This is a genomic window from Photobacterium ganghwense (assembly GCF_017329545.1).
In the GTDB taxonomy this organism is placed as follows: Bacteria; Pseudomonadota; Gammaproteobacteria; order Enterobacterales; family Vibrionaceae; genus Photobacterium; species Photobacterium ganghwense.
Genome location: NZ_CP071325.1, coordinates 2,663,024 through 2,686,310 on the forward strand (window position 1 = coordinate 2,663,024; position 23,287 = coordinate 2,686,310).

General features: G+C 54.1%; 21 protein-coding genes. 6 read left to right on the forward strand and 15 right to left on the reverse strand.

All coding sequences use genetic code 11. From position 1 onward, the window contains the following. Nucleotides 1-8 precede the first annotated feature (8 nt). On the forward strand, nucleotides 9-1,871 hold the full coding sequence (gene dxs / locus FH974_RS12155) for a 1-deoxy-D-xylulose-5-phosphate synthase (protein WP_047883930.1): 1,863 nt from the start codon (nucleotides 9-11) through the stop codon (nucleotides 1,869-1,871). Between the two features lie 112 nt (nucleotides 1,872-1,983). Here the strand turns inward: dxs and pgpA are convergent, their stop codons facing one another. The 8 genes from pgpA to nrdR all read right to left on the reverse strand — a co-directional run bounded on the left by pgpA (nucleotide 1,984) and on the right by nrdR (nucleotide 8,115). Continuing rightward, a complete protein-coding gene (pgpA, locus tag FH974_RS12160) occupies nucleotides 1,984-2,469 on the reverse strand; it encodes a phosphatidylglycerophosphatase A (RefSeq protein ID WP_047883931.1) in 486 nt (161 codons plus the stop codon). A 3-nt stretch (nucleotides 2,470-2,472) separates the two neighbouring features. After that, nucleotides 2,473-3,447 (reverse strand): thiamine-phosphate kinase, encoded by a 975-nt coding sequence (thiL, locus tag FH974_RS12165; RefSeq protein ID WP_047883932.1) that lies wholly within the window; start codon nucleotides 3,445-3,447, stop codon nucleotides 2,473-2,475. 72 nt (nucleotides 3,448-3,519) lie between these two features. Then, the gene (nusB, locus tag FH974_RS12170; RefSeq protein ID WP_047883933.1) at nucleotides 3,520-3,987 is read right to left on the reverse strand and encodes a transcription antitermination factor NusB; all 468 of its coding nucleotides are present in this window, start codon (nucleotides 3,985-3,987) and stop codon (nucleotides 3,520-3,522) included. Further along, nucleotides 3,987-4,457 (reverse strand): 6,7-dimethyl-8-ribityllumazine synthase, encoded by a 471-nt coding sequence (gene ribH / locus FH974_RS12175; RefSeq protein ID WP_047878822.1) that lies wholly within the window; start codon nucleotides 4,455-4,457, stop codon nucleotides 3,987-3,989. Before ribH ends, nusB begins: the two co-directional genes overlap by 1 nt. A 185-nt stretch (nucleotides 4,458-4,642) precedes the next feature. Continuing rightward, nucleotides 4,643-5,746, reverse strand: a complete 1,104-nt coding sequence (gene ribBA / locus FH974_RS12180; RefSeq protein WP_207103307.1) for a bifunctional 3,4-dihydroxy-2-butanone-4-phosphate synthase/GTP cyclohydrolase II — start codon at nucleotides 5,744-5,746, stop codon at nucleotides 4,643-4,645. Between the two features lie 47 nt (nucleotides 5,747-5,793). Beyond that, on the reverse strand, nucleotides 5,794-6,450 hold the full coding sequence (locus FH974_RS12185) for a riboflavin synthase (RefSeq protein WP_207103308.1): 657 nt from the start codon (nucleotides 6,448-6,450) through the stop codon (nucleotides 5,794-5,796). A 15-nt stretch (nucleotides 6,451-6,465) separates the two neighbouring features. Then, entirely contained in the window at nucleotides 6,466-7,611 is a 1,146-nt protein-coding gene (gene ribD, locus FH974_RS12190) for a bifunctional diaminohydroxyphosphoribosylaminopyrimidine deaminase/5-amino-6-(5-phosphoribosylamino)uracil reductase RibD (RefSeq protein WP_207103309.1), read from the reverse strand. A gap of 54 nt (nucleotides 7,612-7,665) precedes the next feature. Then, nucleotides 7,666-8,115, reverse strand: a complete 450-nt coding sequence (gene nrdR / locus FH974_RS12195) for a transcriptional regulator NrdR (protein ID WP_047883937.1) — start codon at nucleotides 8,113-8,115, stop codon at nucleotides 7,666-7,668. A 63-nt stretch (nucleotides 8,116-8,178) separates the two neighbouring features. Here nrdR and FH974_RS12200 point away from each other — a divergent pair, with 63 nt between their 5' ends. After that, on the forward strand, nucleotides 8,179-8,376 hold the full coding sequence (locus tag FH974_RS12200; protein WP_107193809.1) for a hypothetical protein: 198 nt from the start codon (nucleotides 8,179-8,181) through the stop codon (nucleotides 8,374-8,376). Here FH974_RS12200 and glyA read toward each other — a convergent pair. Next, on the reverse strand, nucleotides 8,367-9,617 hold the full coding sequence (glyA, locus tag FH974_RS12205; RefSeq protein ID WP_047883938.1) for a serine hydroxymethyltransferase: 1,251 nt from the start codon (nucleotides 9,615-9,617) through the stop codon (nucleotides 8,367-8,369). The genes FH974_RS12200 and glyA overlap by 10 nt on opposite strands. 445 nt (nucleotides 9,618-10,062) lie before the next feature. On the opposite strand from glyA, the gene FH974_RS12210 reads away from it, so the two are divergent. Continuing rightward, nucleotides 10,063-10,689 (forward strand): YitT family protein, encoded by a 627-nt coding sequence (locus FH974_RS12210; protein ID WP_207103310.1) that lies wholly within the window; start codon nucleotides 10,063-10,065, stop codon nucleotides 10,687-10,689. A 312-nt stretch (nucleotides 10,690-11,001) separates the two neighbouring features. Here the strand turns inward: FH974_RS12210 and glnB are convergent, their stop codons facing one another. The 4 genes from glnB to purL all read right to left on the reverse strand — a co-directional run bounded on the left by glnB (nucleotide 11,002) and on the right by purL (nucleotide 16,760). After that, a complete protein-coding gene (glnB, locus tag FH974_RS12215) occupies nucleotides 11,002-11,340 on the reverse strand; it encodes a nitrogen regulatory protein P-II (RefSeq protein WP_047883940.1) in 339 nt (112 codons plus the stop codon). Between the two features lie 117 nt (nucleotides 11,341-11,457). After that, entirely contained in the window at nucleotides 11,458-11,862 is a 405-nt protein-coding gene (locus tag FH974_RS12220; protein ID WP_047883941.1) for a hypothetical protein, read from the reverse strand. Nucleotides 11,863-12,027: 165 nt separating this feature from the next. Beyond that, nucleotides 12,028-12,705 (reverse strand): HAD family hydrolase, encoded by a 678-nt coding sequence (locus FH974_RS12225; RefSeq protein WP_047883942.1) that lies wholly within the window; start codon nucleotides 12,703-12,705, stop codon nucleotides 12,028-12,030. Between the two features lie 149 nt (nucleotides 12,706-12,854). Further along, nucleotides 12,855-16,760, reverse strand: a complete 3,906-nt coding sequence (purL, locus tag FH974_RS12230; RefSeq protein ID WP_207103311.1) for a phosphoribosylformylglycinamidine synthase — start codon at nucleotides 16,758-16,760, stop codon at nucleotides 12,855-12,857. 380 nt (nucleotides 16,761-17,140) lie between these two features. On the opposite strand from purL, the gene mltF reads away from it, so the two are divergent. Then, entirely contained in the window at nucleotides 17,141-18,682 is a 1,542-nt protein-coding gene (mltF, locus tag FH974_RS12235; protein ID WP_084712463.1) for a membrane-bound lytic murein transglycosylase MltF, read from the forward strand. Between the two features lie 733 nt (nucleotides 18,683-19,415). Here mltF and tadA read toward each other — a convergent pair. Together tadA and FH974_RS12245 are read right to left on the reverse strand one after the other, a co-directional pair. After that, nucleotides 19,416-19,967 (reverse strand): tRNA adenosine(34) deaminase TadA, encoded by a 552-nt coding sequence (tadA, locus tag FH974_RS12240; protein WP_047883944.1) that lies wholly within the window; start codon nucleotides 19,965-19,967, stop codon nucleotides 19,416-19,418. A gap of 123 nt (nucleotides 19,968-20,090) precedes the next feature. Next, a complete protein-coding gene (locus tag FH974_RS12245) occupies nucleotides 20,091-20,978 on the reverse strand; it encodes a LysR substrate-binding domain-containing protein (protein ID WP_047883945.1) in 888 nt (295 codons plus the stop codon). Nucleotides 20,979-21,201: 223 nt separating this feature from the next. Here FH974_RS12245 and FH974_RS12250 point away from each other — a divergent pair, with 223 nt between their 5' ends. Continuing rightward, entirely contained in the window at nucleotides 21,202-22,332 is a 1,131-nt protein-coding gene (locus tag FH974_RS12250) for an S-(hydroxymethyl)glutathione dehydrogenase/class III alcohol dehydrogenase (RefSeq protein WP_207103312.1), read from the forward strand. A 50-nt stretch (nucleotides 22,333-22,382) separates the two neighbouring features. Continuing rightward, nucleotides 22,383-23,225, forward strand: a complete 843-nt coding sequence (gene fghA / locus FH974_RS12255; RefSeq protein ID WP_207103313.1) for an S-formylglutathione hydrolase — start codon at nucleotides 22,383-22,385, stop codon at nucleotides 23,223-23,225. Nucleotides 23,226-23,287: the final 62 nt, after the last annotated feature.

A 23,287-nucleotide genomic window follows, 5' to 3' on the forward strand; every position in this document is an offset into this window, starting at 1 on the left:
CGAATGATATGACACTGGATATTTCAAAATACCCTCATCTGGCTCTGGCCAATACCCCAGATGAACTTCGCCTGCTGCCGGCAGAAAGCCTGCCCGCCGTCTGCGATGAGCTGCGTACATACCTGCTGAATTCTGTCAGTCGCAGCAGTGGCCATTTTGCCTCAGGGCTGGGTGCGGTCGAACTGACCGTGGCTCTGCACTATGTGTACAACACCCCGTTTGATCACCTGATCTGGGATGTCGGCCACCAAGCCTACCCGCACAAGATTCTGACCGGTCGCCGAGATCAGATGCCGACCATCCGCCAGAAAGGCGGCCTGCATCCGTTCCCGTGGCGCGAAGAAAGTGAGTATGACGTACTGTCCGTCGGCCACTCTTCAACGTCGATCAGTGCCGGTCTGGGAATGGCGATTGCCGCTGCCAAAGAAGGTCAGGGACGTAAAGTCGTGAGTGTTATCGGCGACGGTGCGATTACCGCCGGGATGGCATTCGAAGCGATGAACCACGCCGGGGATATTCACCCGGATATGCTGGTGATTCTGAACGACAACGAAATGTCGATTTCAGAAAACGTAGGTGCCTTGAACAACCATCTGGCTCGCCTGCTGTCAGGTAACCTCTACACCACCATCCGCGAAGGTGGAAAGAAAGTGCTGTCCGGTGCGCCACCGCTCAAAGAGATGGTCAAGCGTGCCGAAGAACACCTGAAAGGCATGGTGGTCCCGGGTACCATGTTCGAAGAGCTGGGCTTTAACTATATTGGCCCGATTGACGGCCATGACGTCGAAGAACTGGTCAAGACCCTGCGGAACATGCGTAACCTGAAAGGACCGCAGTTCCTGCACATCATGACCAAAAAAGGCCGTGGTTATGCACCGGCCGAAGCCGATCCGATTAACTATCATGCCGTACCGAAGTTTGACCTGACGCAGACGCCAATTCCAAAAGCGAAAAGCCTGCCGACCTTCTCCAACGTGTTTGGCGACTGGTTATGCGACATGGCTGAGCTGGATGAAAAGCTGATGGCCATTACCCCGGCCATGCGTGAAGGCTCCGGCATGGTACGGTTTTCGAAAGAGTTTCCGGACCAGTACTTTGATGTCGCCATTGCCGAGCAACATGCGGTGACACTGGCAACCGGTCTGGCCATCGGCGGTTATAAACCGGTTGTGGCGATCTACTCGACTTTCCTGCAGCGTGGCTATGACCAACTGATTCACGACGTGGCGATCATGGACCTGCCGGTCATGTTTGCTATCGACCGTGGTGGTCTGGTGGGAGCGGATGGTCAGACCCATCAGGGCGCGTTCGATCTGAGCTTTATGCGCTGCATTCCGAACATGGTGATCATGGCACCGAGCGATGAAAACGAATGTCGCCAGATGCTGTACACCGGCCACCAACATCAGGGGCCAAGTGCCGTACGTTATCCGCGCGGCAGTGGGACAGGCGTCACACCGGAACGGGAGATGACAGCACTGCCTATCGGTAAGGGGATCATTCGCCGTGAAGGGGAAAAGGTTGCCATCCTGAACTTTGGCACCACCCTGAGCTACGCGCTGGAAGCGGCAGAAAACCTCAACGCCACCGTGGCCGACATGCGCTTTGTAAAACCGCTGGATGAAGCCCTGATCCTTGAACTGGCAGCTAACCATGATGTCCTGGTCACCGTCGAGGAAAATGCCATCGCCGGTGGTGCAGGCAGCGGGGTCAACGAATTCCTGATGAAGCAGAAAGTCCTCAAGCCGGTTCTGAACCTGGGCTTGCCGGATCGCTTTATTGAGCAAGGCACACAGGCCGAACTGCATGCTGCCCTGGACATTGATGGCCCAGGCATTGAGAAGCAAATCCGCGCTTACATGGCCGATTAAGCCTCAGGCAAGTCCAATTTAAAAAACCGCGCAATGCGCGGTTTTTTCTTTCTGACGGTTTTAAGTTTGGCTTTTTATCCCGTACTGAGATCGTGACTAACTGCCCACGTAGCTACCAGCCCAGCCAGTGGCCTGTTCCCCATAGGGCGATCATGGCCATGAAACCTGCCAGAATATCATCCACCATGATCCCCAGCCCGCCATGAACATGTTTGTCCAGCCAGCTGATTGGCCACGGCTTCACCATATCGAAAAAGCGGAACAGGATAAAACCGGTCAATACCCATTGCCAGCTCACTACCGGCGCAATGGCCATGGTGATCCAGAACCCGACAAACTCGTCCCAGACAATACTGCCGTGGTCGTGCACCCCCATATCATCAGACGTGCGCTGACAAATCCGGATGCCCACCACCGCCGCGACCAGCGTCAACAGCAGGTAGATGCCATACGGTAGCTGCGCCAGCAACAAGTAAAACGGCACAGCCGCGAGAGTCCCCATGGTGCCCGGTACGACCGGTGACAACCCGCTACCGAATCCGGTCGCTAGCAGATGCCACGGGTTTTTCAGATTAATGTTTGCTTTCGGATCCGTCACAGCTTACTCCGCAAAATGATCATAACCATGCAATTGCCAGTCCAACGGCTGGCCATCGCGCACCAGGCTGACTGCACTGCCCGCCCGAATCTGGCCGATACAGGTTGCCTTTACACCGGTGTGGGCCATCGTCGTATCAACCGCGCCACGATTTTGTGCCGGTACGGTAAAGCAGAGTTCGTACTCCTCCCCGCTGGTCAGCGCAAGTTGCAGCGCCTTATCTCGGTCAGGCATAAACTGGCACAGCTCGGGTGACAGCGGCAGAGCATCCACATCCAGCTCAGCCCCGACCCCGGACCGCTTCAGGATATGTCCCAGATCTGAAATCAGGCCATCTGAAATATCCAGAGCTGCCGAAGCTATATCACGCAGTGCTTGCCCGGCCAGAATCCGGGGTTGCGGCTCATAATGGCGCGATAGCAGTGTTGCCGCCAGCTGGGCATCGTCAGAGTGTTGCTGGTTGAGCAGCAATGCCAGTCCGGCGGCGCTATCACCCAGGTTGCCGGTCACATACACCCAGTCCCCGACCTTTGCCCCGCTGCGGGTCAGCGCCTGTCCCTGAGGGACAAAACCATGCACCGTCAGAGTAATACTCAACGGCCCTTTGGTGGTATCGCCCCCCACCAGCTGCACCTGATAGTACTCCGCCAGGGCAAAGAAGCCCTCACAGAACCGGGCCAGCCAGGTTTCATCAGGTTCCGGCATCGTCAGCGCCAGTGATACCCAGGCAGGGGTCGCCCCCATCGCTGCGAGATCACTAAGATTAGATGCCAGTGCCTTGTGCGCAACAAGCGCAGGATCGGCATCAGGCAGGAAGTGGGTACCGCATACCAGTGAGTCGGTGCTGACCGCCAGTTGACTGCCAGACGGCACTTCGAGCAAGGCGCAGTCATCGCCGATTGCTAAAGGAACATCTTTCCGGGAGACCGCCTGCTGGGAGAAATAGCGGGCAATCAGATCAAATTCGTTTGTTGCCATGTGCTTTTATGGAAGGGTTCTCAGTCTAGATAGAAAAAAGGCCAGCAGTGCTGGCCTTGTAAGTATTCGCGCTTACTTCTTACGAAGTGTCGGTGCCGCTTTATCCAGCACACCATTCACAAACTTGTGGCTGTCTTCCGCGCCGAAGGCTTTCGCCAGTTCGATCGCTTCGTTAATCACTACTTTGTATGGTACGTCATCACGCTTCATCATCTCGTACATAGCCAGACGAAGCAGAGCAAGTTCCATCTGATCCAGGTCCTGTAGCGGACGTGACAGGTATGGACGCATTTTGCTGTCCAGTTCCTGGTGGTTCAGAACAACACCCGTCAGCAGATCACGGAAGTAGGCAACGTCTGTCTGCGGTGCAGCCAGAACAGGGGCATCAGCCTGATGCTCTTCTTCTTCAAAGTTGTCGCCAGACAGGAAATGCTGCTCGATATCAGCAACATTGCCTTTGGTGATTTGCCAAGAGTAAATAGCTTGCACTGCAAACTGACGTGCATTACGACGTGCGGCTGGTTTCACACTAACCCCCATTAGGATTCAATTTGGGACAGGACATTAACCATTTCAAGCGCGCTTAGTGCAGCCTCTGCCCCTTTATTACCAGCCTTGGTACCGGCACGCTCAATGGCTTGTTCGATGGTATCAACAGTCAGTACACCAAATGCCACCGGAGTGTTGTACTCCAGAGCAACCTGTGCCAGACCTTTGTTACACTCACCGGCAACATAATCAAAGTGTGGCGTACCGCCACGGATCACAGAGCCAAGCGCAACAATAGCGTCATAACGATCGCTTTTAGCTACTTGCTGAGCAACCAAAGGCAGCTCGTAAGCACCAGGGCAACGTACAACAGTAATGTTGTCATCACTTACCTGACCCTGACGTTTCAGCGCATCCAGAGCGCCTTCCAGCAAGCTTTCATTAATGAAGCTGTTGAAGCGAGAAATTACGATAGCAACTTTTGCGTTTGGTGCCGCGATGGCGCCTTCGATTACCTTCATGGGCCTTCCTGTGACTATGTCTTTTTTCCGGTATGAGAAACCGCGGGAGTCTATCACACTTTATGCGTTATACCAATTGGCATCTTTCATACGTATAAAGCGAGAACGCCGCACTTTCTGTTCCGGCTATTAAATGATAAGTCAGCGGGCCAGGGCCCGCTGATAAAATACGAACAGCGATGTGGTTATTCGCAAATATATTCGACCACTTCCAGACCGAATCCGGACAGTGAGTGGTAACGCTGGGTACTGGATGACAGCAGGCGCATCTTGGAGACCCCAAGGTCAGACAGAATCTGTGAGCCGACACCGACCTGACGAGACTGGTCTTTCGGGTTGAGCTTCACCTGCGGGTTGCCCTCACGTTGCGCCGCCATATGCTGCACCTTGGTAATCAGTGATTCCGGATTTTCCGCTTTGCTCAGAACCACCAGCACCCCGCCCTCATCGGCGATACGTTTCATAGCACACGGCAGTGTCCACTGGCTGGCACCGGAGTGCAGAATGTCTTTGAAAGTGTCCTGCAAATGCACACGTACCAGCGCTGGCGTATCAGCAGAAACCGGCCCTTTCTGCAGCGCAAAATGGACCTGGCTGTCGATGGTGTCGCGGTAAGTGATCATCTCAAACTCACCGAACTCTGTTGGCAGAATACACTGCGCGATACGCTCAATGGTGGTTTCGTTATTGTTGCGGTACTCAATCAGATCAGCAATGGTCCCCAGTTTCAGACCATGCTGCTCGGCGAACACTTCCAGGTCCGGACGGCGTGCCATAGTGCCGTCTTCATTGAGGATTTCAACAATCACACTGGCCGGCTCCAGCCCCGCCAGACGAGCGATATCACAACCGGCTTCGGTGTGACCAGCGCGCGCCAGCACTCCGCCTTCCTGCGCCATCAGCGGGAAGATATGGCCCGGCATCACGATGTCAGCTGGGGTTGCATGCTGGGCCACCGCGGCCTGCACTGTGCGAGCACGGTCTGCGGCAGAGATACCGGTTGTCACCCCTTCCGCCGCTTCAATGGAAACGGTGAAGTTCGTGCTGAACTGCTCAGTATTGTCCTGCACCATCAGCGGCAGCTTGAGCTGCTGACAGTGCTGCTTAGTCAGCGTCAGGCAAATCAAGCCACGTCCGTGGCGCGCCATAAAGTTAATGGCCTCAGGGGTGATTTTTTCGGCGGCAATGATCAGATCGCCTTCGTTTTCCCGATCTTCATCATCCATCAGAATGACCATTTTGCCCTGACGGATATCCTCAATGATTTCCTTTGCACTGCTCAATGCCATAACGCTACCTTTTGTTGTTGTGTCTGCTTGCTGAACCGCCTTGGCGGTTATCTCAGAAATCCGCTACGTGCCAATAGATCCATCGAAACCTGTGACGACTGAGCTGCGGCTTTCTCTCCCAGCATCAGGCGCTCCAGGTATCGGGCAATCACATCCACTTCCAGATTCACTTTGCGACCCGGCTTGAAGCTTTCCATCGTGGTTTCAAGCGCAGTATGCGGCACGATGGTCAGTTTGAATTCGTCGCCACGCACGGCGTTAACGGTCAGGCTGATTCCGTCGACGGCCACCGAGCCTTTCTCAGCGATGTATTTCGCCAGATGCGACGGCACCTTCACCCAGAACTCAATGGCACGACCGGTTTGTGTCCGCTCGACAATCTCCGCCACATGGTCGACATGGCCCGAGACCATATGCCCCCCGAAACGGGTGGTCGGCAACATGGCTTTTTCCAAATTCACTTTCTGGCCCGACTTGTAGGAAGCAAAGGCTGTCCGTTGCAGGGTCTCCAGTGACAGATCGGCTACATAACCGGACCCGGTTAGGGCAACCACGGTCAGGCACACGCCATTCGTGGCAATACTGTCCCCCAATTTTACATCGGATAGATCGAGCTTGCCGGACTCCACGGTTACAGAAATGTCTTTGCCTTTCGGTGTCAGCGCGGTAAGGGTACCGACCGCTTCGATAATGCCAGTAAACATGAAAAACCTTTTTGATTAATTGTGTGTGGGACGTGCCGTGATACGGATATCCGGGCCAACCATGCGAACATCGCTGATGATCAGCTCCGGCACCTGAGCCATCGCCGTCAGACCGCGGAGATCCACCAGCCCGCGACTGTCACTTCCCATCAGTTTAGGTGCCTGGTACAAAATCAGTTCATCGACCAGCCCGGCAGCGAGCAGCGCACCGGCCAATCCGGCACCGGCTTCCACCCAGATATGGTTAATATCATGACCAGCCAGTGTGTCCATCAGTGCGCTCAGATCAATCTGTCCCAAAGGATGTGCTATTGAAGCTTGTACCGCTGTGGCCGGCACCAGCACCTGCTGCACAGACTCTGGCCATGTCTGGGTGTCCGCCTGAGTCCTAATCAGCAACGTTTCGCCCGGCAGACCGATCAGCTGATGCAACGGTGTTACCCGGTTGCGGCTGTCGATAATGACACGTATCGGCTGACGGAGTTCGTGTTCAGGGTACTGCTGCTGCACACTGGGGTTCAGTGAGGCCCAGCGCACGTTCAGGGAAGGATTGTCTGCCAGCACAGTCGCACTGGTTGAGAGAATTGCACCGGCTTTAGCGCGATAACGCTGCACATCGGCTCTGGCGGCCGGACCGGTGATCCACTTGCTTTCACCATTTGCCAGCGCAGTGCGACCATCCAGGCTGGCTGCCAGTTTCAGTTGGACAAACGGGCGGCCGGTTTTCATTCGCTTGATGAACCCGGGATTCAGCGCCTCAGCATCTTGCGCCAACAGCCCAACCGCAACGTCAATGCCCGCCTCCTGCAACATCTTGATACCGCGACCGGCAACTTTGGGGTTCGGATCCACCATGGCACATACCACCCGGCTGACCCCTGAGTTCACCAACGCTTCAGCACACGGCGGAGTACGGCCGTAATGGGAACAGGGTTCCAACGTTACGTAGGCGGTCGCGCCTTTTGCTCGCTCACCGGCCGCACGCAGGGCAAAGACTTCAGCATGGGGTTGACCGGCACGGTAGTGGAATCCCTCGCCGACAATTTCTTCGCCGTGAGCAATTACACACCCCACATTGGGGTTTGGGGCTGTCGTGTACTGACCGCGTTGTGCCAGAGTGATGGCACGATGCATCATGGCATGGTCATTAGGTGAGAACATTTGACTACGATTCTTCTCAGACTGGCCGGACCCGTTACGGCCCGGCTGGAGGACTTACTTTTCCAGTTTGGCGATCTCTTCACCAAACTCACGAATATCTTCAAAACTGCGGTAAACAGAGGCAAAGCGAATATAAGCGACTTTATCCAGCTCTTTGAGCGATTCCATCACCAGATTACCGATCATTTCTGACGGCACTTCACGCTCGCCGGTAGCCCGCAACCGTGACTTGATGGTGTTGATCGCCCGCTCGATATCGTCGGTGCTGACCGGGCGCTTTTCCAGCGCACGCTGAATTCCACCACGTAACTTATCTTCGTTAAACGGGTCGCGGCTGCCATTGGTTTTGATCACCCGAGGCATCACCAGCTCGGCTGTTTCGAATGTCGTATAACGCTCGTTGCACGCCAGGCACTGACGGCGACGGCGTACCTGGTGACCATCTGCCACCAGGCGAGAATCGATCACTTTGGTGTCATTCGCACCACAAAAAGGACAATGCATCTTGCCTCCTTATTTTCGGTATCTCAGTGTACCCCATTTCAGCGCTATGTAGAGAGTACTCGGATGAATTTTATGCCGGAAAGGCAGCAATTTCCGTATGATCGACAAAAGCAGAAAGCAGAAAGCAGAAAGCAGAAAGCAGAAAGCAGAAAGCAGAAAGCAGAAAGCAGAAAGCAGAAAGCAGAAAGCAGAATAACAAAAGGGCTTGCCGCAGCAAGCCCTCAAAAACATCAGAACGCGATAACGAGTGATTATGCGTAAACAGGCAGGCGCTTACAGATTTCCAGCACCTTCGCTTTCGTCGCTTCAATCACTTCAGGATTGTCGATGTTGTCCATCACGTCACACATCCAGCCAGCCAGCTGCTTGGCATCTTCAACGGTGAAGCCACGGCGAGTGATCGCTGGGGTACCAACACGGATACCTGATGTAACGAACGGGCTGCGTGGATCATTCGGTACGCTGTTTTTGTTCACAGTGATGTTTGCAGCGCCCAGTGCGGCATCCGCTTCTTTACCTGTGATACCTTTGTCAATCAGGTCAACCAGGAACAGGTGGTTTTCAGTACCGCCGGAAACGATCTTGTAACCGCGCTCCAGGAACTCACCAACCATTGCTTTTGCGTTTTCCACAACACGCGCCTGGTAGTCTTTGAACTCAGGCTCCATTGCTTCTTTGAAAGCCACGGCTTTCGCGGCAATCACGTGCATCAGAGGACCACCCTGACCGCCAGGGAAAACAGCTGAGTTCAGTTTCTTGTACAACTCTTCGCCAGCATTTGACAGGATCAGACCACCACGTGGGCCCGCCAGTGTTTTGTGCGTAGTCGTTGTTACCACGTGTGCATGTGGTACCGGGTTCGGGTAAACACCCGCAGCAATCAGACCAGCAACGTGCGCCATATCAACAAAGAAGTACGCGCCCACTTTGTCAGCGATTTCACGCATGCGTTTCCAGTCAACAATCTGTGAGTAGGCAGAGAAACCACCGATGATCATCTTCGGCTTGTGCTCAAGTGCCAGCGCTTCCACTTCGGCGTAGTCAATCTGACCGTCAGCATCGATACCGTAAGGAATGATGTTGTACAGCTTACCAGAGAAGTTAACCGGAGAACCGTGAGTCAGGTGACCACCGTGTGCCAGGCTCATACCCAGAACGGTATCGCCAGCATTCAGCAGTGCCATGTAAACAGCGTTGTTTGCCTGTGAACCTGAGTGCGGCTGAACGTTCGCGTACTCAGCACCAAACAGTTGGCACGCACGATCGATAGCCAGTTGCTCAGCTTTGTCGACATACTCACAGCCACCATAGTAACGCTTACCCGGATATCCTTCCGCATACTTGTTGGTTAGTTGAGAGCCCTGTGCTTCCATCACACGTGGACTGGTGTAGTTTTCAGAAGCAATTAACTCAATGTGCTCTTCCTGACGCGCAGTTTCTTCCTGAATGGCTGCAAATAGTTCAGCGTCGTAATCGGCAATGTTCATGTCGCGCTTTAGCATCTGTCTCTCCTGACTCAGATTGTTTCATACCATTTTGTCTAAGTTGCGGCAGTTTTTCGCGCCCCGGACAAAGCGGTGGTAAACATACATTTTTGGCACAAAACTGGAAAATCGCAAAGCTAGGCGCCACGCGGACGCAAACGTTTTCGTCATGCCAGTAGATAACGCCGTATTTTACAGAAATTGATCTCAATCAGGTAGCCCTAAAGCGACTTTTTATTAGTATTTATTTCTCGTCGGGGATGAATTATTTTCAACTTGATCAATCCCTGCCCAAACAACAGGTAGACCATAAATTATATTACACAAGAAAATAGTGAAATTTTATTTGTACAAATCCGTAAATAATTTAATACACACGCCATTAAAGCGTTTTCGTGATGAGGCTCATCTTTTTACTAAAGGAGGATTATGATGAGCGCCATCAACGAAAAGGAGTGTTGTCTTGAGCGGTTATACCCATTCACTGAAAGAAAATATCATTGCTATTCTCACCGGCACCTTTATTGTCTCTCAGGGCGTTTTCTTTTTGCAGCAGGCTAACCTGCTCACCGGCGGTACCACGGGTCTGGCACTGCTGCTGAGCCACTTTGTCGATCTCACTTTCGGCCAGCTGTACTTTATGATGAATATGCCTTTCTACCTGATGGCCTGGTTCCGTATGGGGAAAAGCTTTGCCATCTCCAGCGTGGTCGCCGGTGGTCTGGTATCGGTGATGACCGACAACCTCTATCAGGTGGTAGAAATCAGTCGTCTTGACCCGCTGTACTGCGCGGTTATCGGTGGTCTGCTGATGGGCCTGGGGATGCTGATCCTGTTCCGCCATAAAACCAGCCTGGGTGGGTTTAATGTGCTGGTACTTTACCTACAGGAAAAAATGGGCTGGTCTGCCGGTAAGCTACAGATGGGCATTGACTTTGCGATTCTGACGGCTTCTTTCTTCCTGGTCAGCCCAACGGTTCTGATGTACTCAGTGATCGGCGCCTTTATGCTGAATCTGGTTCTGGCGATGAACCATAAACCGGGGCGTTACAGCGGTAATCAGGCACAAAAAACCCGCGCGAACGCGTAAACGCCAGCAGATACCAAGCGCTGTCACCAGGTGACAACTGGCTAAAAGCGAAGAACAGAAAAGGCTTGCGAACGCGCAAGCCTTTTTTATTTTGATAACCGATAAAGATTCAACGCATGGCTTTGCCTGTACCACTAGGGCCCTGCATAGCCCTATTCTCTGCTTGTATAACGTCAAGCGGACAAAGCTTTTGGCTGGACAAGGCGCTATTGGGTAAACAAAAATATCGACCGGGGCACCTTTTTCTTGCAGGTATAAAAAAACGCGCTCCGGGCGCGTTCTTTCATTCATAGCACGGTTGAATAAGCGGGATCAGATCGCCTCTTCATCCTCTTCGCCGGTACGGATACGCACCACACGCTCGACATCAAAGATGAAAATCTTACCGTCACCGATTTTGCCCGTCTGGGCCGTTTCAATGATCGTGTCGACGCACTGGTCAGCAACATCATCGGCTACCACGATTTCCAGCTTCACTTTCGGAAGAAAATCCACCATGTATTCCGCGCCGCGATACAGCTCGGTATGGCCTTTTTGACGCCCAAATCCTTTCACTTCTGACACGGTCATACCGGTAATGCCGACATCAGCCAGCGCTTCACGAACATCATCAAGCTTGAACGGCTTAATGATGGCTTCAATTTTTTTCATGTTCATCATCCTTTGCTTGAGCAGAGGTCGGTGACGGCTCAGGCGTAAACGCCGCCAACTGCCTGATTAATATTGCCCGCAGTATAGCAAATAGGTTCGCCCCTGTTGACAGGCGGTTCAGTATTTTTCTGTGGGGAGCACCACATCGTCGTCCATCATTTTCAGCAACAGCAGTACCGCAAAAATCAGTACCAGGCTGTTGAGAAACACAATCACCGGCTGCCGGAACTCCGGCTGAAACAGCTGGGGCAGATACGGGATCAGGCTATAGCCGAAAAACATGGTGACAGCGGGGATGAAGAAATAAAGCGGGATGAATCCCCAGCGATTGCCGCGGCACAGCCCGGCAATCGCGGTCAGACCGGAAATCAGTACCAATGTAGCAATCACGCTGGGCACGATCCCGATTTGCTTGAAACTGAAAATTGCCGCGAAGGTATCCGCATAGCGGATCAGGCAGATCACCACCAGTGCAGCCAGCCCTTTGGCCGCAAGGAGAAACCCATTGCGTGTGTCGTCCATTATTCTCTCTCTTCCTTGAAAGCGTGTGGAGCTGGCTGTGATCGGGATAAAAAATAATCGCATAGTTTATGTGGGTAATGTCAACAGCACAACAGTTATTTGAACAATGTTTCTCTCTTTGCCCTAACCTGCCAAATTGGCGCTGACCGCATTCAAACAGGGCAGTCAGCCATGCATTCGCACCAGATCCGCAAACCCTTCCAGGCTTCTGACCACCCGGGTCGATACCCGATTTTCTGCCCGGTTACGGTTCAACCAAACAGCTTTCATTCCCACATCACTGGCTGCCTGGGCATCCAGCTGCGGATGGTTGCCGATGTACCAACAGGCCGATGCCGGTTCGCTGGCCCGTCGCAGGGCGTGCTGAAAAATCCGCCGATCCGGTTTCGCCACTCCCACTTCTTCCGAAATCACCATGAACCGGAAATAATCCCGGATCCCGGTTTCGCGTAGTTTGGTTTCCTGATGAAACGCAAAACCGTTCGTGATAATGGCTAAAGGCGACAACTGCTGCAGGATGTTTAGAGCCGGCAGCACGTCTGGAAACAACATCCAGTGCTGGCGGTACAACCGGTAGTACTCCACGCTCAGCCTTTCAGCCTGTTCATCGCTCAGTGGCGTCCGGAACAAAGCACTGATTCGTGCCCGTCGTAACTGCTCGAAACTCAACTCACCCGAACGCCAGCGCGCACGCTGCTGATCGGTGATTCGACGCCAGTCTTGTTCTATTCCATCAGAACAAGTCTGAATCTGCGATGAATAACGCGCGGCAAAAACCCGGATGGCCTGTTGCTCAGCGCCATCATGATCAAGCAGTGTATTATCGAGATCGAAAAATATCACATCGCCTCCGCGGTATATTCAACGCTTATTTCCAGCATAATCAAAATCTTGCCGATTCGGCGAGAAAAATTCGTGTCAGAAATAAAAAAACCGCCCATTTAGGGCGGTTTTTGTTCACAAGACGTTCTTTTACCGACAGATACCGGGGATTATCCCAGGTTCACGCGTGCGTTGCGGAACATACGCATCCACGGGCTGTTCTCGCTCCAGTCATCCGGATGCCATGAGTTCGCCACGGTGCGGAAGACACGCTCAGGGTGCGGCATCATGATAGTTACACGGCCATCCTGCGTCGTCAGACCGGTAATACCGTTCGGAGAACCGTTCGGGTTCGCCGGGTAGTTCTGGGTCACATTGCCGTAGTTGTCCAGGTAGCGCAGTGCAACAGTGCCAGACTGCTCAATCGCCGCCAGGTGCTCAGCATTGCGTACTTCAACACGACCTTCACCGTGAGAAACGGCAATCGGCATACGTGAGCCTGCCATTCCGTTAAAGAACAGGGAGTCGCTCTGCTGCACTTCAACCAGGCTGAAGCGGGCTTCGAAACGCTCAGATTCGTTACGGACAAAACGCGGCCACAGGTCAGCACCCGGAATCAGGTCGCGCAGATTCGACATCATCTGACAGCCGTTACACACACCCAGTGCAAACGTGTCGTTACGGTGGAAGAAGCGCTCGAACTGGTCGCGAGCCAGATTGTTGAACAGGACTGACTTCGCCCAGCCTTCACCGGCGCCCAGTACGTCACCGTAAGAGAAGCCGCCACAGGCAACCAAGCCGTGGAAGTCGTTCAGGGCAACACGGCCAGCCAGAATGTCACTCATGTGTACATCTTTTGCTTCAAAACCGGCACGGTCAAAGGCAGCAGCCATCTCAACGTGAGAGTTCACGCCCTGCTCACGCAGAATCGCCATTTGCGGCTTAGCGCCAGTGGCAATGTAAGGGGCCGCCACATCTTCATTGATGTCGAACGACAGGGCAACATTCAAGCCCGGATCGTTCACGTCCTTCTTCGCGTCAAACTCCTGCAGAGCACCCGCCGGGTTATCGCGCATCGCCTGCATCTGGTACGTTGTTTCTGCCCAGATAGTACGCAGTTCAGTGCGGCTTTGCTCCAGTACACGGTCATTGCCGTTCCAGATGCGCAGTACGTCCTCGTCAACCACTGTACCAATAACGTGGCTACATGCTTCCAGACCGTGAGCGGCCAGTACCGACTGTACCTCGTCCAGGTCATCAGTGCGTACCTGAATCACAGCGCCCAGTTCTTCGTTAAACAGGGTCGCCAGCACATCGTCACACGCATCGCCGTCAGTGGTGTTAATGTCCACTTCTACCCCGGTATGACCGGCAAAAGCCATTTCAGCCAGAGTGACATACAGACCACCGTCACCACGGTCGTGGTAAGCCAGTACTTTTTCATCACGGACCAGTGCCTGAACCGCGTTAAAGAAGCCTTTCAGCAGCTCAGGGCTGTCCACGTCTGCAGGGGCATCACCCAGTTGCTTGTAAACCTGTGCCAGGGCAGTCGCCCCCAGACGGTTCTTCCCGCAACCCAGGTCAAGCAGCAGCAGCGTTGACTCGCCTTTGTCAGTACGCAGCTGTGGCGTTACGGTCTTGCGGATGTCTTCGACACGACCGAACGCGGTAATGATCAGCGACAGCGGTGCCGTCACTTCTTTTTCCTGCTCCTGATCCTGCCACTTGGTCTTCATTGACATGGAGTCTTTACCGACCGGAATCGTCAGACCCAGCGCCGGGCACAGCTCTTCGCCCACCGCTTTCACTGCTTCATACAGACCAGCGTCTTCACCCGGGTGACCAGCTGCAGACATCCAGTTGGCAGACAGCTTGATACGTTTCAAATCACCGATATCGGCGCTGGCAATATTGGTGATCGCTTCACCGACAGCCAGACGGGAGGAAGCCGCAAAGTCCAGCAGTGCTACCGGCGTACGCTCACCCATCGACATGGCTTCACCGTGATACGTGTCGTAGCTCGCTGCAGTCACCGCACAGTCCGCTACCGGAACCTGCCATGGGCCAACCATCTGATCGCGCGCCACCAGGCCAGTTACCGTACGGTCACCAATGGTGATCAGGAAGGTTTTCTCGGCCACAGCCGGCAGACGCAGTACACGCTGGGTCGCGTCTTCCAGATCGATACCGCTGCGATCAATCGCCTGACCTTCTGCTTTCTGCGTGGTCACGTCACGGTGCATCTTCGGCGGCTTGCCCAGCAGGATATCCATCGGCATATCGATTGGAGTATTGTCGAAGTGGCTGTCTTCCAGTGTCAGATGACGCTCTTCAGTCGCTTCGCCCACCACCGCATACGGGGCACGCTCGCGCTGACAGATAGCATCAAACACGTCCATATCTTCAGCCGCCACAGCCAGCACGTAACGTTCCTGAGATTCGTTACACCAGATTTCCAGCGGGCTCATGCCCGGCTCGTCATTCGGCACGTCACGCAGCTGGAATTTACCGCCACGCTCGCCATCGTTCACCAGCTCAGGCAGGGCATTCGAGATACCGCCCGCGCCCACATCATGGATAAACGCAATCGGGTTGGCATCGCCCATCTGCCAGCAGCGATCAATCACTTCCTGACAACGACGTTCCATTTCCGGGTTTTCACGCTGTACTGACGCAAAATCCAGATCCTCGGCCGACTGGCCAGAGGCCATAGAAGATGCGGCACCACCACCCAGACCGATATTCATCGCCGGGCCACCCAGCACGATTAGCTTGGCACCAACCGGGATCTCTTTCTTCTGCACATGCTCAGCACGGATGTTACCCATACCACCGGCAATCATGATTGGCTTGTGGTAACCACGAATTTCTTCACCGTTGTGCGATGCCACTTTTTCTTCATACGTACGGAAGTAACCCAGCAGGTTAGGACGACCAAATTCGTTGTTAAATGCGGCGCCGCCCAACGGGCCTTCCAGCATGATATCCAGCGCGCTGACAATACGCTCCGGCTTGCCGAAGTCGGTTTCCCATGGCTGAACAAAGTTCGGAATTCGCAGGTTCGAGACAGTAAAGCCCACCAGACCGGCTTTTGGCTTACCGCCGATACCTGTTGCGCCTTCGTCACGGATTTCACCGCCTGAACCGGTTGATGCACCCGGCCATGGCGAGATAGCCGTTGGGTGGTTGTGAGTTTCCACCTTCATCAGAATGTGTGCGTCTTCCTGATGGTACTGGTACTGACGGGAGGTCGCATCCGGGAAGAAACGGCCCACCGTGGAACCTTCCATAACGGCGGCATTGTCTTTGTAAGCTGACAGCACGTAGTCGCCATGTTGCTCATAAGTGTTCTTGATCATCTTGAACAGGGACTTGGCCTGATCAACCCCGTCAATCGTCCAGTCCGCGTTAAAGATCTTGTGGCGGCAGTGCTCAGAGTTTGCCTGCGCGAACATCATCAGCTCGATGTCATTCGGGTTACGGCCCAGCTTAATGAAGCTGTCCACCAGGTAGTCGATTTCATCTTCCGCCAGTGCCAGACCCAGGGTAACGTTTGCTTCCTCAAGCGCCTGACGGCCACCGGCAAGGATGTCCACGCTTTTCAACGGGGCCGGTTCAGCCTGCGTAAACAGCACTCCAGCCGCATCCAGATCCGTAAATACCACTTCCATCATGCGGTCATGCAGCAGACCTTTCAGGGCTGACAGCTGGTCATCTGTCAGAGATGCCGTGGTGTCAACATAGTAGGCCGTACCGCGCTCAAGACGCTTAACCTGGCTCAGGGCACAGTTACGGGCGATGTCGGTAGATTTGGAAGACCAAGGAGAAATGGTGCCCGGACGAGGTGTCACCAATAGCAGCAGGCCGGAAGGCTCATGTTCTGCAATCGTAGGACCGTAAGTTAACAGGCTGGCCAGCTTGTCTTGCTCTTCCTTGTTCAGCGGCGCTGACAGATCAGCAAAGTGCATGAACTCAGCATAAATGCCTGACACAGGCAGATCTAATTCGCGGCAGCGCTCTAGCAGCTTGTTAACGCGAAACTCAGACAGTGCGGGTGAACCACGCAAAATTTCCATGTGCGTACGTCTCTCGATTAGCAGTTGAATGAAGGTGATATTGGCCTAATCCCCAGCGAAGACCGGGATAATTACGTCAATGCCACCTCGTTTGCCAGCATTTTACGAGGCGAGTTTGTCGCGATGGGGCGTAGTATAAGGGAAATCTTTTTGTGACGTAACACTTGACGCAACCGTTTGCGTGTTTTTTTTTCGATCACGCGAAAAAACCACGAAAATGCCTCATTCTCATCCCCGGTTTCGGGTATACTGCCCGACCTTTCTGACAGCCTGTCAGGATACCCATACCGCAAAAAACTGCTGTCATACAGGCGAGGATTTTGCGTATTTGATGACCTTTGGTATAAAGGACGCCCGATAGATACTGAGAGCATAGTTAATTGAGCAATCTCCGAACGCATTCCACTGTCAGACATATCATAGCCTTACTGCTAAGCACCCTGCTTCTGAGCGGCTGCTTGTGGCAGGAAGCTCCGCGTACAGATTTGGAGCGTATTCGGGAAAACGGTGTTCTTCGCGTCGGCACCCTCAATAACCAGCTTTCCTACTACATCGGCAGCGATGGCCCGACCGGGCTGGACTACGAGCTTGCCCGCCGGTTTGCCAAAAAACTGGGGGTGAAGCTGGAAATGAAGCCGATGCTGAGCCTGTCGAACATGTTCCCGACCCTCAAGCGCGGCGATGTGGATATCCTGGCCTCCGGGCTGACCATGACCGCCGACCGCCTGGCCGATTTCCGTGCCGCTCCGGCCTACTACTACGCCAGCCAGAAAGTGGTCTATAAAAAAGGACAATGGCGACCGCGTAGCATCGAAGATCTGGCCGAAAACAAAGGTGTGCTGACCGTCGTGAAAGGCTCCAGCCACGAAAAGACCCTTCACCTCCTCAAACTCCAGCACCCTACCCTGACCTGGAACAGCGTTGTCGAAACCGACAGTGACGAGCTGATGCGCCAGGTGGCGGAAGGTGAGCTGGACTACACCATGGCAGACTCGGTTGATGTCGCCCTGAACCAGCGTATTTACCCGGACATCGCGACCGCATTAGAGCTGACGGAAGACGAACCTATCGCCTGGTTTGTTAATCAGCGTCACGACGACAGCCTGTATGCCCTGCTGATTGAATTCTTCGGCGACATCAAACAAAGCGGTGAACTGGCCAAACTTGAAGAGAAGTACTTCGGCCACGTGGACAAGTTCGACTATGTTGACACCCGCGCCTTCCTGCGCGCCATGGATCACAAACTGCCAGAGTGGAAAAATCTGTTCCAGCAGTATTCCGGGGAATTTGACTGGCGCCTGATCGCCGCCCTGTCCTATCAGGAATCGCACTGGAATCCGCAGGCGGTATCACCGACCGGCGTCCGCGGCATGATGATGCTGACCCTGCCGACAGCCAAGGCTGTAGGCGTGAAGAATCGTCTGGATCCAGAGCAGAGCATTCGTGGCGGCACGGAATACCTGCGCAAAATCATCGCCCGGATCCCGGACAGCATTGAAGACCATGAGAAAGTCTGGTTTGCCCTGGCCTCTTACAATGTTGGCTTTGGTCACCTGATGGATGCCCGTCGCCTGACCAAATCACAAGGCGGCAACCCGGATGCCTGGAGTGATGTCAAACAGCGGCTGCCGTTGCTACGTAAGCGTAAGTTCTACACCCAGACGCGCTACGGCTATGCCCGGGGTGATGAAGCCCTGAACTACGTGGAAAACATCCGCCGCTATTACCAGAGCATTATTGGTTATGAGCAGGCACACAGCCTGCCGCCAACCGATGACATTGCCATTGTGGACGGGCTGAACACCATCCAGCCACCAGCGGTCTCTGAAAGCCAGAGCACGCTGCCCGTTCCGCCGCCACCGTCCACTACACCGTCGGATGAGCTGCCGGACATCAGCGCCAACAAAACGGCCAGTAACTAATGGGGTTACCGGCCATTCGCCAGTTTCAGACCTGCCATGGAAAATCAAACGGCAATTGATGACGTTATTGGCAGGAAACGCTAGTGTCTGGTGAAACTAGCGGCCTGAAAGTGCTGTAACCTGCATGACGACAGCCAGCCCAGGCCAGCCCCCTCGCGTGACCTTTACTTTCAATGAAAAACAGCAAGTTCAGTGAGATCACGCTAGCAATACGGGATAATTCTGGTCCACAGCTCAATCATTTTCGCTGATACTGCAGAAAAAGGAGCCTGCGTACCGGGACAGTCCGTATGGCAGGAAAGAAATATTTGCAGGAGGCGCTATGCAGTTTTCGAAGAAAAAAGCCCTTGACCGAATGAGGACGCGGATGGCGGTCTCGGCAACTCGCCGTAAACGCCTGCATGCCAACATTCGAAAAAAAATTCACTGGCGGCATCGCAACTTTGTCCTGAGCTGTTGTACGGAGTAACCCTGTGTTACCCGACACAGTTAAGTCCAAGGTTCTAAGGTTCTAAGGTTCTAAGGTGCTAAGGTGCTAAGGTGCTAAGGTTCTGTGCACAGAAATACTAACGCACCGGCGCACCACCATTCAGACGCTATCACCTTATTCGGGTACGTGACGATATCAGGCACAACGAAAACAAGGGCTCATTTGAGCCCTTGTTTGTTTATACGGTGCCATTCAGTTGGTCTTGTGGTGAGCGCGACAACAAGCCTTACTGACCATCCATCACTAAGAGCGGTTCTGCTTATCACTGTCTTGCTGATCGGTTGCCTGCTCTGCAGCGCGACGGGCCAGTTTTTCTGCTTTTTTCTCTGCTCGCCGCCGCCGGAAGAAAGCCTGCAACTGCTCGCGGCATTCCACTTCCAGTACACCGGACTGAATCAGCACATGGTGATTTGCCTGCTCATAGCTAAGCAGGTTCATGATGCTGCCCGCAGCGCCAGTTTTCGGATCTTGCGCCCCATACACCACTTTGCCAATCCGGCTATGGACCATGGCGCCGGCACACATCGGGCAGGGCTCCAGCGTCACGTAAAGGGTCGCTTCCAGCAGCCGGTAATTTTGCAGTACCTGCCCGGCCTGACGCAGTGCCATGATTTCCGCATGTGCCGTTGCATCATGCTGAGTAATAGAGCGATTCCAGCCTTCCCCAATCACCCGCCCTTCGTGGACGATCACGGCACCAACCGGGACTTCCCCGTCAGCTTCTGCCCGGGCGGCCAGTTCAATGGCTCGGCGCATAAAAATTTCGTCGTTTGACGGGGCGTTCTGGTCACTCATGGCTCTTGGTCTACCGAAAGATAACTGCTTCTGGGGCGCTGATTATACCCAACCCCCGCCAAGATGCGAGGTGCAAGGACAGCACCTGCCGCGCCATCCCAGTTTACATCAAGGTGAACCGCATCATAGCGGGCGGGGACGTGGCAGGCGCTCGGCCAGAAAATCCACCAACAACCGCACTTTTGGCGACAAGTGGCGGTTTTGCGGATACAGCACCCATATTCCTTCTTCCGGTTCCTGAAACGCAGACAACACAGGGATCAGCCGTCCTTGGGTAAGGTCATCACTGATGTAGTAATCCGGCAACTGAATCAGCCCCAGCCCTTTCAGCGCGGCATCCCGTAAGGCATTGCCGCTGTTGCAACGCAGGTTACCGGTGACTCTGAAGCTGCGCTCCCGCCCCGCTTCCTGAAAGTGCCAGTGATCGTGATTGCCAATCAGGCAGTTATGGTGACGCAGCTCAGACAGAGTGTGCGGAGTACCGTACTTTTCCAGATACTCCGGCGCGGCGCACACAAACTGGGTGCGGTGTGACAGTCGCCGAGCCACCATCGTCGACGGGCTGTTCAGGCGGCCAAGGCGAATCGCCAGATCGTAACCGCCATCAATCAGATCGACAGTCTGGTTGGTCAGTATCATGGTCACTTCAATACTCGGGTACTCCAGCATGAAGTCATTAATCAAAGGCATGATGAACTGTTCACCGTAGGTCACCGGTGCAGTCAGCTTCAACAGCCCCCGCGGCATACCCTGTCGTTCACTGATCGCCCGCTCAGCTTCAGCCAGGCTATCGAGAATCTGGCGGCAGTGGCGGTAGTACAACTGACCTTCTTCGGTCAGCGACACTTTCCGGGTCGTCCGGTAAAACAGCTTGGTATTCAGGCGGTTTTCCAGGGCACTGATTTGACGGCTGACCTGGGCGGTAGAGATACCAAGTTGCCTTGATGCACCCGTGAAACTGCCGGTTTCTGCCACCGAAGCAAACTCGGTGACCCCTTCCCATCCAAACATTTCGTCTATTGTTACCACACAGTAAAAGTTATTTGCATTTTAAGCTAATTATCATCACACGAGAAACAAATATACTGACAGCCAGATATCAGTGAGCGGATGGATTTCGCCACGCTCACTCGTTTGCCATGAAAATCACCTATTTTTATAGCGATTGCTTTTGTCGCAGTCGCACGGAATAACAGACGGGTAACCCCTTTACTCAGACGGAGAGAACACGACCATGTCAGAGAAATTCATCAAATCACGCGCCGCCATTGCATGGGGTCCGAAGCAGCCATTGTCGATTGAGGAAGTGGATGTGATGCTGCCGAAGAAAGGCGAAGTGCTGGTGCGCATCGTCGCGACCGGCGTCTGCCACACCGATGCCTTCACCCTGTCCGGCGAAGACCCGGAGGGAATTTTCCCGGCCATTCTGGGCCACGAAGGGGGCGGTATTGTAGAAATGGTCGGTGAAGGCGTCACCAGCGTTGCCGTAGGCGATCATGTGATTCCGCTGTATACCCCGGAGTGCGGCGAATGTAAGTTCTGCCTGTCAGGCAAAACCAACCTGTGCCAGAAGATCCGTGAAACGCAAGGTAAAGGCCTGATGCCGGACGGCACCACCCGCTTCTACAAAGACGGTCAGCCGATTTATCACTACATGGGCTGCTCAACGTTCTCTGAATACACGGTTCTGCCGGAAATCTCGCTGGCTAAAGTCAACAAGGAAGCTCCGCTGGAGGAAGTCTGCCTGCTGGGCTGTGGCGTGACCACCGGGATGGGCGCCGTACTGAAAACCGCCAAGGTGCAGAAAGGCGATACCGTGGCCATTTTCGGTCTGGGCGGAATTGGCCTCTCAGCAGTGATCGGCGCCACCATGGCGGGTGCCAGCCGTATCATCGGGATTGACATCAACGAAGATAAATATGCGCTGGCGAAAAAGCTGGGAGCCACCGATTGCATCAACCCGAACGATTATGACAAGCCGATTCAGGAAGTAATTGTCGAGATGACCGACGGCGGTGTCGACTTTTCGTTTGAATGTATCGGTAACGTCAACGTGATGCGTTCCGCCCTGGAATGCTGCCACAAAGGCTGGGGAGAGTCGGTGATCATCGGGGTCGCTGGTGCCGGACAGGAAATTTCCACCCGTCCGTTCCAGCTGGTAACTGGTCGCGTGTGGCGAGGCTCAGCCTTTGGTGGCGTCAAAGGCCGTTCAGAACTTCCGGGTATCGTGGAAGACTACATGGCGGGCAAATTCAAGCTGGATGACTTCATTACCCACACCATGGGTCTGGAAGGCATTAACGAGGCTTTTGACCTGATGCATCAAGGCAAAAGCATCCGCTCTGTGATCCACTACGATAAATAACCTGTTAGGCCGGGAGGCATTCACCTCCCGGCTGCGTTATGAGAGCTGTTATGACTATCGAAAACGTAAGCTGGAATAAAAGCTTTGGCGGCTGGCACAAACAATACACCCACCACTCTGATGTACTGGGTTGTGAGATGCGCTTTGCGATCTATCTGCCGCCACAAATCGCACAGGGTGAAAAAGTCCCGGTGCTGTACTGGCTGTCCGGACTGACCTGCACCGACGAAAACTTTATGCAAAAAGCCGGTGCCCAACGGATAGCGGCCGAGCTCGGCATTGCCATTGTCGCACCGGATACCAGCCCGCGCGGTGAGGATGTACCGGATGATGCTGACGGCGCCTATGACTTTGGCCACGGGGCCGGTTTTTATGTGAATGCCACGCAGGCACCGTGGAACCGAAACTACCGGATGTACGATTACGTGGTGCATGAGCTGCCAGCACTGGTTGAAACCCATTTTCCGGTGAACGACAAACGCGCGATCAGTGGCCATTCCATGGGCGGCCATGGCGCACTCATGATTGCCCTACGCAACCCGTCCCGTTACACCTCCGTGTCAGCATTCAGTCCGATTGCCAACCCAGTCAATTGCCCGTGGGGGAAGAAAGCCTTCACGCACTATCTGGGCAACGATCCGGAAAGCTGGAAAGCGTACGACAGTGCCGAGCTGATGAAGCATAACGCCCAGCCCGTGCCTGCCCTTGTTGATCAGGGGGATCAGGATAACTTTCTGGCGGAACAACTGAAGCCGGAAGCCTTGCTGTCTGCGGCACAGGCTGTCGATTATCCGCTTGAACTGCGGATGCATGAAGGGTACGACCACAGCTACCACTTCATTGCCAGCTTTATCGAAGACCACCTGCGTTTTCATGCGCAGTACCTGCTGTAAACCGGCAAAAAAATAGCCCGCACTATGCGGGCTATTTTAATGGCTCATATTTTCAGCTGACG